This window comes from Terriglobia bacterium (assembly GCA_036496425.1).
Lineage (GTDB): Bacteria > Acidobacteriota > Terriglobia > 20CM-2-55-15 > 20CM-2-55-15 > 20CM-2-55-15.
Genome location: DASXLG010000202.1, coordinates 69,478 through 78,628, shown reverse-complemented (window position 1 = coordinate 78,628; position 9,151 = coordinate 69,478). Strand labels below are relative to the sequence as shown.

Here is a 9,151-nt window from a genome sequence, read left to right as displayed (position 1 = left end):
TCCCACTCTCCCCCTGACACAGGGGGAGAGCCGCGAAGCGGCAGGGGGTCGCTCACAAGCCATGTTGACCTTTATTCCCCCACCACCAGATTCAAAATCCTGTTTTTGACGTAGACCTTCTTCCGGATTTCTTTCCCATCCAGATACCGCCCGATCGTCTGATCCTTCATCGCCGTCTCGAGCACGGCGTCCTCCGGCGTATCCAGTTTCACCGTAATTGTCCCCCGGTGTTTGCCGTTAACTTGAACCGGAACGCTGACCATGTCCGCGACGGTGTATGCCGCGTCCCACTTCGGCCATTTCTGAAAAAACACCGACGGCTGGTGTCCCGTTTGCTGCCACAGTTCCTCGGCGAAATGCGGCGCAAACGGCGCCATCGCGACGAGGAATGCTTCGACCGTCTCCTTGTCCGGAGCCTCCCGCATGTCGGTGACCTCGTTCACGAATTCCATGAACGAACTCACGATCGTATTCATGCGCAGCGCTTCCAGGCGTTCGGTCACGTTCTTCACCAGTAGAGGACGCTGCGTAAGCATCGCCTTCGACGCCGTCTTGGCCCACTGGCCGTTGTGCATCGACACCCAGTGCCAGGCCTTGCGGAGAAATCCATGAACGCCTTTGATGCCGTTGTCGCTCCACTCGGCGTCGAGTTCCGGCGGTCCGACAAACAATTCGTACATGCGCAGCGAATCGCAGCCGAACTCGCGGACGAGTTCGTCCGGATTCACGACGTTTCCCTTGGACTTGGACATCTTCTCGGCTTTTCCGCTCTTGCCGAGATACGTGATCATCCCCTGATTGAACAAGCGCAGGAACGGCTCGTCGAAATCCACCACTCCGATGTCGTGCAGGAACATCGTGAAGAAGCGCGAGTAAAGCAGGTGCAGGATGGCGTGCTCCACGCCGCCGACGTACATGTCGACCGGCATCCATTTTTTGCCCTTTTCACTGATGAGAGCGTCTTTCTCGTGCGGCGACGGATAGCGGAGGAAGTACCACGATGAACCGGCCCATTGCGGCATGGTGTCGGTCTCGCGCTGCGCCGGCCCTCCGCAGTTCGGGCATTTCGTGTTGACCCAATCGTGAATGGCGGCGAGCGGCGATTCCCCGGTGCCCGTCGGTTGATAGCGTTCCACATCGGGCAAGCGAACCGGCAAGTCCTCTTCCGGAACCGGAACCAGACCGCAATTGACTGAACAATGAACGATCGGAATCGGCTCTCCCCAATATCGCTGGCGCGAGAACACCCAATCGCGAAGCTTGTAGTTCACCGTGCCATGACCAAGGCCTTTTTCTTCCAGCCACTTCACGATCTCTTTGCGGCCGTCGGCCGAAAGGCGTCCATTGAAAGGACCCGAATTCATCATCGTGCCTTCGCCGATGAATGCCTCCGTCGCGACGCCCTGTCTGGAAGACACCACCTCGCGGATTTCCAGTCCGAATTTCTTCGCGAATTCATAGTCGCGTTCGTCGTGCGCCGGGACGGCCATGATGGCGCCGGTGCCGTACGCCATCAGGACGTAGTCCGCAATCCAGATCGGAATCTTCTCGTTGTTGACCGGATTGATGGCGTACGCGCCCGTGAACTCTCCCGTCTTTTCCGTTTTCGCGGCGCGGTCGATATCGCGCTCGCTCTTTACTTTTTCGACGTAAGCATCGACAGCCGCAGCCTGAGCCGGCGAGGTGAGTTGCTTCACCAGCGGATGTTCGGGCGCCATGACCATGTATGTCGCTCCGAAAAGGGTATCCGGACGGGTCGTGAAAATCTTCAAGGGATGCTGTGTTCCATCGGCGGCAATGGCGGTGAACGTCACCTCCGCGCCTTCGGAGCGGCCGATCCAGTTGCTTTGCATGGTCTTGACCTTCTCAGGCCAGTCGAGCTTTTCAAGCCCGCTGAGAAGGCGGTCGGCGTATTTCGTGATACGCAGCATCCATTGATTCAATTCTTTCTTGGTGACTTCGGTGCCGCAGCGTTCGCAGCGTCCGTTGACGACATCTTCATTGGCGATTCCTGTTTTACAGCTCGGACACCAGTTCACCGGCATGTGCGTCTTGTAGGCCAGGCCCGCTTTGAACATCTTCACGAAGATCCATTGCGTCCACTTGTAGTACTCCGGATCGGTGGTGTTGACTTCCCGCGACCAGTCGTACATCGCCCCGATTTCGTGAAGCTGCCGTTTGAAATTCTCGATGTTGCGTCTGGTGCTGACGCTGGGTTGAATGCCCTTCTGGATCGCGTCATTTTCCGCCGGAGAGCCGAACGCGTCCCATCCCATGGGATGCAGGATGTTAAAACCCTGGAGCCACTTATATCGGGACCAGCAGTCCGGCAGGACATAGCTGCGCCAGTGTCCGACATGCAGACCGGACCCCGAAGGATACGGAAACATGTCGAGGCAGTAGTACTTCGGCCGCGGATCGTCGTCTTTCGCTTCGTGGAGCCGGTTCGAAATCCAATATTCCCGCCACTTCGGCTCGATCTCTGCAGGGTTATAACTCTCAGCTGGCATAATCTGATGATTATACCGTGGCATTGTCTTCGGTTTGTTCGCCCTTCCCCTTAGAATCGATAGTGCGAGTTATTGATGCCGGCTGCCTCATCGCAACACAGGATCGCCAGGAAGAAAACTTCCCGCTGGCGCCCGATCCGTCTCGTTTTGTTGACGATCCCGCTCGGCTACCTGGTCCTGTCGGTTGCCCTGGTCGTCGTGCTGCGATTCGCCGCGCCGCCGGCTTCCATGCTGATGGTCGAGCGGCGCGTCGAGTCCTGGCATACAGGGCAAAAGTATTCTCCACAGTACAAGTGGGTCGATTTCGATCGGATGGCGCCGGCGATGCCGCTCGCGGTCATCGCCTCGGAAGACCAGAACTTCATGACCCATCATGGCTTCGACTGGGGAGCGATTCAGCGCGCCATGGATTACGACGAGAACGGGAAACAATTGCGCGGCGGAAGCACGTTAACGCAGCAGACCGCCAAGAACCTGTTCCTGTGGCCCGAGCGAAACTGGATTCGCAAGGGCTTCGAAGCTTATTTTACGGTCCTTCTGGAAACCTGCTGGACCAAGCGCCGCATCCTCGAAACGTACCTGAACATCGTCGAATTCGGCGATGGCATCTACGGGGTTGAAGCCGCCGCTCAACACTATTTCCACAAGCCCGCCGCCCGCCTGACGCCCGAGGAAGCCGCGCTGCTTGCCGCCGTCCTGCCGAATCCGCATCGCTATAAACCGAATGCACCCGGCCCCTACATCCGGAGCCGCCAGCAGTGGATCCTGCAACAGATGGGACATCTGAGGATCGAGGGGCTTTGAAGGCGTTTTTTCGGTGGGTGCCGGATCCCCCAAAGGTCGAATGTCCCATTGGACATTCGACCTTTGACATTTTTTCCCCTTCATTTACTATGTCCCGCCATGTATCCACGCATTTCTGCGCTTTCAGGCCCGCTCCAGGGTTCCGTCTTCTTTATTGCAGACGACATGGACGACGACGAACTCACCATCGGCCGCAGCAAATCCTGCGATCTGACCCTCGACGATCCTGCCGTCGCCCGGCGGCACTGCGGCATCACCCGGCTCGGCGACTACGTTCAGATCCATGATTTCATCACCGGCTTCCGGCTCTACATCAACGGTTTCTACTATCCCGGCAAGGCGCTGGTCCACGGCGATCGCATCCGCGTGGGCCACACGATCTTCGTTTATCTGACGCTCCCGGACGGTGAAGTCGATCCGGCGATCCTGAAGCTGACGGCGGCCGAACGGGCCTGGGAGTGGGAGGCCCAGCCCGGCACCCACGGATGGGAAGCGCCCAAGGCGGTTGTCGTCGAGACGCTCCTGCAGATTGGAGCTTCAATCAACGGTCTTCGCGATGTGGATGAAATCCAGTCCCGCGTCTTCGAATGGATCTTCCGTGTGATTCCGGTTAAGAGCGTCGCGATCCTGCTTTTCGGCCGCGGAGCGGACAGCATCACCACCACGACATACCGCCATGCGGGCTCGCAGAGTGACGAAGCGTTTCCCATCGACGAAAGCGTCACGCAGCAGGCGTCGCGCGACGGAGGGCGGGTCTGTAGCGGTAACGTCGTGTGTCATCAACTGACGGCGCTCGGCACACGAGTCGGACTCCTTTATATCGTGATGCCCACAACCGGCTTCGAATCGTTCATGCAGGCTCACTCTCAACTTCTCGAATCGATCGCCGGGTCCGCCGCGGTCGCGCTGGAGAATGCCCGCACCGTCGCCTGGCTCGAGAGCGAGAACCGCCGCCTGAAGCAGAGCATCGCCGTCGAGCACGACATGGTCGGCCGCAGTCCGCGAATGCTGGCGGTCTACGAACTGGTTGGCGGCGCCGGGCCCTCGGAGTTGACGATCCTGATCACCGGTGAAAGCGGCACAGGCAAGGAACTCGTCGCGCACGCCATCCATCGAAACAGCCCGCGCTCGGCGAAGGATTTTCATGCCGTCAACTGCAGCGCCTTCCCCGAGACCCTGCTCGGCAGCGAGCTCTTCGGCCATGAGCGGGGCGCGTTCACGGGCGCCGACCGGCTGCGGAAAGGACTGTTCGAATCCGCCGAAGGCGGCACCGTTTTTCTCGACGAGATCGGCGACTGCCCGCCGAAAATGTAGGCAGACCTGCTGCGCCTGCTGCAGAAGAAGGAGTACAAACGCATCGGCGGAAACCAGACGCTCACGGCGAATGTCCGCATCATCGCGGCCACCAACATCGATCTTCAGAAGGCGATCCGCGAAGGAAAATTCCGCGCCGATCTGTTCTACCGCCTGAATGTCATTTCCATCCACATGCCGAGTCTCGCCGAGCGACGCGAAGACATCCCCCTCCTGACCGCGCATTTCCTCGGGAAATACCGACAGGTCCGCCCGCCGTCCCAGCCTCCGGTCCAGGGCATCACCCCTGAATCCCAATATCTCCTGGCTTCATACGCCTGGCCGGGAAACGTCCGGGAACTGGAGCATGCCATCCTGCGCGCCATCACCCTCGGCAAGTCGCCGTTTATAGGCCGGGAAGACCTGCCGGACGACATCGCCGGTGCCGCCAAACCGCCGAACCTCGGCCGCTGGGAAACCGAAGTGGCCGCGGCGAAAAAGAAAATCCTCGAAAGGGCAATGAAAGAGACCGGAGGCAACCGCGCTGAAGCCGCCAAGCTTCTGAACCTGCATCCAACCTATTTCGCCAGCCTCTGCAAACAATTCGATGTGAAGTGGCCGCTGTAGCGGCGTGAACTCCCCACCTGAGTGTGTCCCTTTGCTGGAAATCATCACTTCAGTTATGTTGGTAACATGAAGTCCGATGATCTCATTACTGTGGACTCGGAAATCCTCGGTGGAACGCCCGTGTTCAAGGGGACCCGGGTGCCGGTAAAGACCCTATTCGATTATCTCGAACACAATTACACGCTTGAAGAGTTCCTTGCCTGCTTTCCATCCATCACCCGCGAAATGGCGCGCTGGATCTTGGAACGGTCCGAGACAGCATTGTTATCCAAATCGTAGGGAATGCGAATCCTGTTGGACGAATACATCTACGAGTAACCGACTACACGTCCACTGAGTTGCAACTCGTAAACCTGCGGTGTTTTTAGCGGGGTCACAGCATAAAGGAGATGTGTACATCGGGCGTTCGGGGTATGCAGTTCTAGGCTTCGATTAGCGCGTGAGAACCGATGCGTCGATCGAATTTGCCATAGCCTGGAATCCCAAGTTACCGAGAAAAGCGGGATTCTCGCCCACAAACAGGGACTGCCGTTGACTGGGGTAGTTGGGATCGCGCACAGCACGATCGAAATCCGCAACTGCATCAAAAGCGCCGCCTGCACGAATCCACTCGTTGACGGCCTCCCGCATGGCGTCGCCTTTCTCAGTGTAGCGCGGGGTTCCGAAAAAAGGCGGATAGGTTACGCCGGTGATCCGAAGTCCGGCCGCGTGGGCTTCGGCGATGATTTCTCTGAGGGTGGCAATCACATCTTCGACGGTGGTCTTAAGTGGCGCCTGCCCCAGAACCCCGGAGTCGTAACTCGCGTTGAGGATATCGTCGAAGCCGGTCGCAAGGATCACCCACTTCACTCCCTCTTGATTCCGCGCTGCTTCCTGAATCCGCTCGACCGCGGTGGGTCGACAGTTTCCGATCAAAGGGCAGTCGTTCATGCTGGAATTGAGAACAGCGAAGCGGTTTGATCCGCCATTCGAAAGTAAGCGATCCATCAGCGGGACTTGCCAGCCGGCACCAGGACTCAACCCGTCGCGCCAACGGCTGTCATCGTCGATAATCATGATTCCCGTACTCTCCGCTGAACCGAAGACTTCCACGCTCGACAGCCACAAACTGCCACGTGCCGGACCGCGTTGGAGAACCGACGTTTCACTAGCCATCGCGGTGGCGTCCCCCTGGAAAACGGAGGCTGTTGTGGCGCTGCCGACAACCGTGGCAGGTTCGGTCTTGTTCGGAAGATACAGGCTCACGGCCAGGAAGCCAGCGCCGCGTGTCTCGAAATCCATTGGATCGCTGATGGCGGTTTCTCCAGGAGCGATGATCACCGACGGCCGTCCTCCGAACAGAATCATTCGATCCGTGCCGGCAATCTCCTTGTCCTGGTCTGGAATAACAAGACGAACGATCGAAGGGGAATTCCCGACTCCTCTTGAAACAGCCGCGGAGGAAGCCGCTGCGGAGTTCATGATTTGCGCCGTGCCAGAGGGTACGGCGGCAATGTGAGCCGCCCCGATAATCAGCGGGTGCGTTCCAAATGCGTTCGACAGGCGAATTCGAATCCGGCTGCCGGAAAGACTGGATCGCACGATGATGCGAACCGTCTGATTGCTCAGAACACCATGTAACCAGGCATCCCGGAACTCTGGTGCCGGCATAGCTCCGCCATATGCAGGTATTTCGACGAACCGCTGGATAGCACCTGCCCATGTGGTGACCCATTGGCCCGGAACACTTCCGGACTGCGATCCGGCGGGGACCGCAGAGAACGAGAGTAATAGAAAAGAGGAGAGCATCATTCGGAACCGGTACATCAAGGACTCCAGTGAACTTACGTGAAACCTGTATCCATCAATTTACCACGGGCTTCCATTAAACAACGTCGTTCAACGATGATGCTGGGCCGATCGTAAATCCACATGCCTGGTAAACCGTGAAACCGTAGATTGGAAATCCCGCGTAGCGATTGGAATTCACCTTCGGGAGTCGTTTTAGAGCTGCCTTCTGAACAGAGCCGCAAATTTTTGGGCACCGGCTGCTAATAAACACCGTAGGCTTCCGTTTTAATGGGCGAGGAGACCGATGTCGGCGGTAACGGCGTTCAAGGTGAAGAGCCAGCTAACGGATTCGGAATTCGACCAGCTTTTCCGAGAACACTATCAGTTGGTTTACCGGACGGCTTTCCGTGTCACTCGCAGCGAGGAGGACGCGGAAGATGTTCTTCAGACCGTCTTCCTGCGGCTCGTGCGCCGCGAATTTCCTCCTGAGCTGAAGAAGATCCGAAGGCCTACCTGTATCGCGCGGCATTCAATAGGGCGGTGGATATCGTGCGAGCGCGGCGGCCCCGCGACCTGTTTCCCTCCGACGTCGAGCGCATTGCGAACGCCGTTTCGAACGACGGAAAATTTGCGGAAGAAGCGGAACGCCGCCTTTATGAAGCCATCGCTACGCTTCACCCAACGGCCATACAGATCCTCATGCTTCGTTATGTCGACAATCACAGTCTTGGGCATATCGCAAGCCTGCTCGGGACCACTCGCAGCACAATCGCGGTCAGCCTGTTCCGTTCGCGGACACGCTTGCGCAAGCTGATTCGCGCTCTGGGAGAGACGTCATGAAACGCAGGAAAGAGAACACAGCACAGACTCTGGGCCGCTTTCTCGGTCGATTCTTCAGTCCATCGAGCGAACAGGTCGAAGCGGCCGGGAGCCGCGTTCTTCAGCGGCTTCACGAGAAAGCCGGCGGTGCTTCGGAATGCGCCGCGCTCGAACCGGAATCGATTCGTCCGGTGCGAAACGCATGGGGCCGCGCGGCCACTCTCGCCGCCATCGCTGTAGCGTTGGTCGTTGTGTCTGTCATGGTCTGGCGCAAGCAAGGCCCGGACGTCGTCGCATCATCCGCGGATGGCCGCGCCTACACGGCCGGAGAACTGCTTCGCTCCAATGAAAGCGGGAGCACCGCCGTGACGCTTGCCGACGGATCGCATGTGGAGATCCGAGCGGGTTCCGAGGCGGCAGTCGAACGGGCTGTCGATGGGCTGCGCGTGCGGCTGAACGCCGGAAGCATCATCGTGAATGCTGCAAAACAGGCGGCAGGCCGCCATCTTTATGTTTCGACACGCGATGTCCTCGTGTCTGTTGTGGGGACTGTCTTTCTCGTGAACGCCGACGAAAAAGGCTCAGACGTTGCTGTCATTCAAGGTGAAGTTCACGTCAAGCAAGGCGCCGTGGAAAAGGATCTGCGCCGAGGCGAGCAGGCCTCTTCGAGGTCGAACCCCGAGCTGGCGATAGCGGTGAAAATCGGCTGGAGCCGTGAAGCGGCAGCATATCTCGCGATGCTGCATCAGGAAATAGCGCAGAGCGTGGCGGCTCGCCAGGCCGCGCCGACCGCGCCGGCGGTTCCAGTGGAGGTTCCGAAGGCGCCACAATTTGAAGAAGCCTCTATCAAGCCTTGCCCGAAAGACTTTCAGGCGCCGGAAGGCATGCGCGGTGGAGGCTCCAATTCGATGCGGCTCTCGCCCGGCCGTCTCGATGCGCTGTGCATGACCGTGGCGACTCTCATCAGGACGGCCTATCGCACCCTGAATAATAATGAAATGCCGGGGATGAGGGAGTCGACGTTGAGAATGAATCTCACTGCCGGGTTGGGCATGGAAGACGGGACTCGCGGCCGAGCTCAACATCGGGGAAGAGAGCTGGGATTTGAAACAAGAGCGCTCGACATCGGGGAAGAGAGCCGAGATTTGAAAGAAGAGCGCGCAACTGTCGCGGGAACAATGGTCGGGCTCGCTGTCGGGGGCAACACTAAGCGGGGGCGGAGCGGCGTCCGAGTTCTGACGTGGCGTTGATTTTCAATATCTAGCCAATACCGGTTGTTGAAATCTTTGAATGGAGCGGGCGGGGACCCAGCATGATCGCCGTCGCTG

Annotated in this window: 6 protein-coding genes and 2 pseudogenes; 6 read left to right on the top strand and 2 right to left on the bottom strand. The window is 58.6% G+C overall.

Translation table 11 applies throughout. The annotated features are described in order from the left end of the window. Positions 1-71: 71 nt before the first annotated feature. Complete coding sequence (gene leuS, locus VGK48_14785; protein HEY2382440.1) at positions 72-2,510, bottom strand: leucine--tRNA ligase; 2,439 nt, start codon at positions 2,508-2,510, stop codon at positions 72-74. A gap of 75 nt (positions 2,511-2,585) precedes the next feature. On the opposite strand from leuS, the gene mtgA reads away from it, so the two are divergent. From mtgA to VGK48_14765, 4 genes and pseudogenes are all read left to right on the top strand, one after another. Then, positions 2,586-3,314 (top strand): monofunctional biosynthetic peptidoglycan transglycosylase, encoded by a 729-nt coding sequence (mtgA, locus tag VGK48_14780; protein ID HEY2382439.1) that lies wholly within the window; start codon positions 2,586-2,588, stop codon positions 3,312-3,314. Between the two features lie 99 nt (positions 3,315-3,413). Next, positions 3,414-4,790 (top strand): annotated as a pseudogene (locus tag VGK48_14775) (sigma 54-interacting transcriptional regulator). A gap of 12 nt (positions 4,791-4,802) precedes the next feature. After that, positions 4,803-5,234 carry a helix-turn-helix domain-containing protein gene (locus VGK48_14770; GenBank protein ID HEY2382438.1) on the top strand — a complete coding sequence of 144 codons (432 nt, stop codon included), beginning with the start codon at positions 4,803-4,805 and terminating at the stop codon, positions 5,232-5,234. Between the two features lie 66 nt (positions 5,235-5,300). Next, positions 5,301-5,513 carry a DUF433 domain-containing protein gene (locus VGK48_14765; protein HEY2382437.1) on the top strand — a complete coding sequence of 71 codons (213 nt, stop codon included), beginning with the start codon at positions 5,301-5,303 and terminating at the stop codon, positions 5,511-5,513. Between the two features lie 153 nt (positions 5,514-5,666). On the opposite strand, the gene VGK48_14760 is transcribed toward VGK48_14765, so the two are convergent. After that, positions 5,667-7,040, bottom strand: coding sequence for an SGNH/GDSL hydrolase family protein (locus VGK48_14760; protein HEY2382436.1), 1,374 nt, complete (start codon positions 7,038-7,040; stop codon positions 5,667-5,669). A gap of 471 nt (positions 7,041-7,511) precedes the next feature. On the opposite strand from VGK48_14760, the pseudogene VGK48_14755 reads away from it, so the two are divergent. Next, positions 7,512-7,844 (top strand): annotated as a pseudogene (locus tag VGK48_14755) (sigma-70 family RNA polymerase sigma factor). After that, positions 7,841-9,073 carry a FecR domain-containing protein gene (locus VGK48_14750; GenBank protein ID HEY2382435.1) on the top strand — a complete coding sequence of 411 codons (1,233 nt, stop codon included), beginning with the start codon at positions 7,841-7,843 and terminating at the stop codon, positions 9,071-9,073. Before VGK48_14755 ends, VGK48_14750 begins: the two are co-directional and overlap by 4 nt. Positions 9,074-9,151 lie beyond the last annotated feature (78 nt).

Excerpts from the sequence above, each read along its gene's own strand:
- VGK48_14760 (HEY2382436.1), bottom strand. The coding sequence starts at position 7,040 with ATGTACCGGTTCCGAATGATGCTCTCCTCTTTTCTATTACTCTCGTTC.
- VGK48_14750 (HEY2382435.1), top strand. The coding sequence starts at position 7,841 with ATGAAACGCAGGAAAGAGAACACAGCACAGACTCTGGGCCGCTTTCTC.
- mtgA (HEY2382439.1), top strand. The coding sequence starts at position 2,586 with ATGCCGGCTGCCTCATCGCAACACAGGATCGCCAGGAAGAAAACTTCC.
- VGK48_14765 (HEY2382437.1), top strand. The coding sequence starts at position 5,301 with ATGAAGTCCGATGATCTCATTACTGTGGACTCGGAAATCCTCGGTGGA.
- leuS (HEY2382440.1), bottom strand. The coding sequence starts at position 2,510 with ATGCCAGCTGAGAGTTATAACCCTGCAGAGATCGAGCCGAAGTGGCGG.
- VGK48_14770 (HEY2382438.1), top strand. The coding sequence starts at position 4,803 with ATGCCGAGTCTCGCCGAGCGACGCGAAGACATCCCCCTCCTGACCGCG.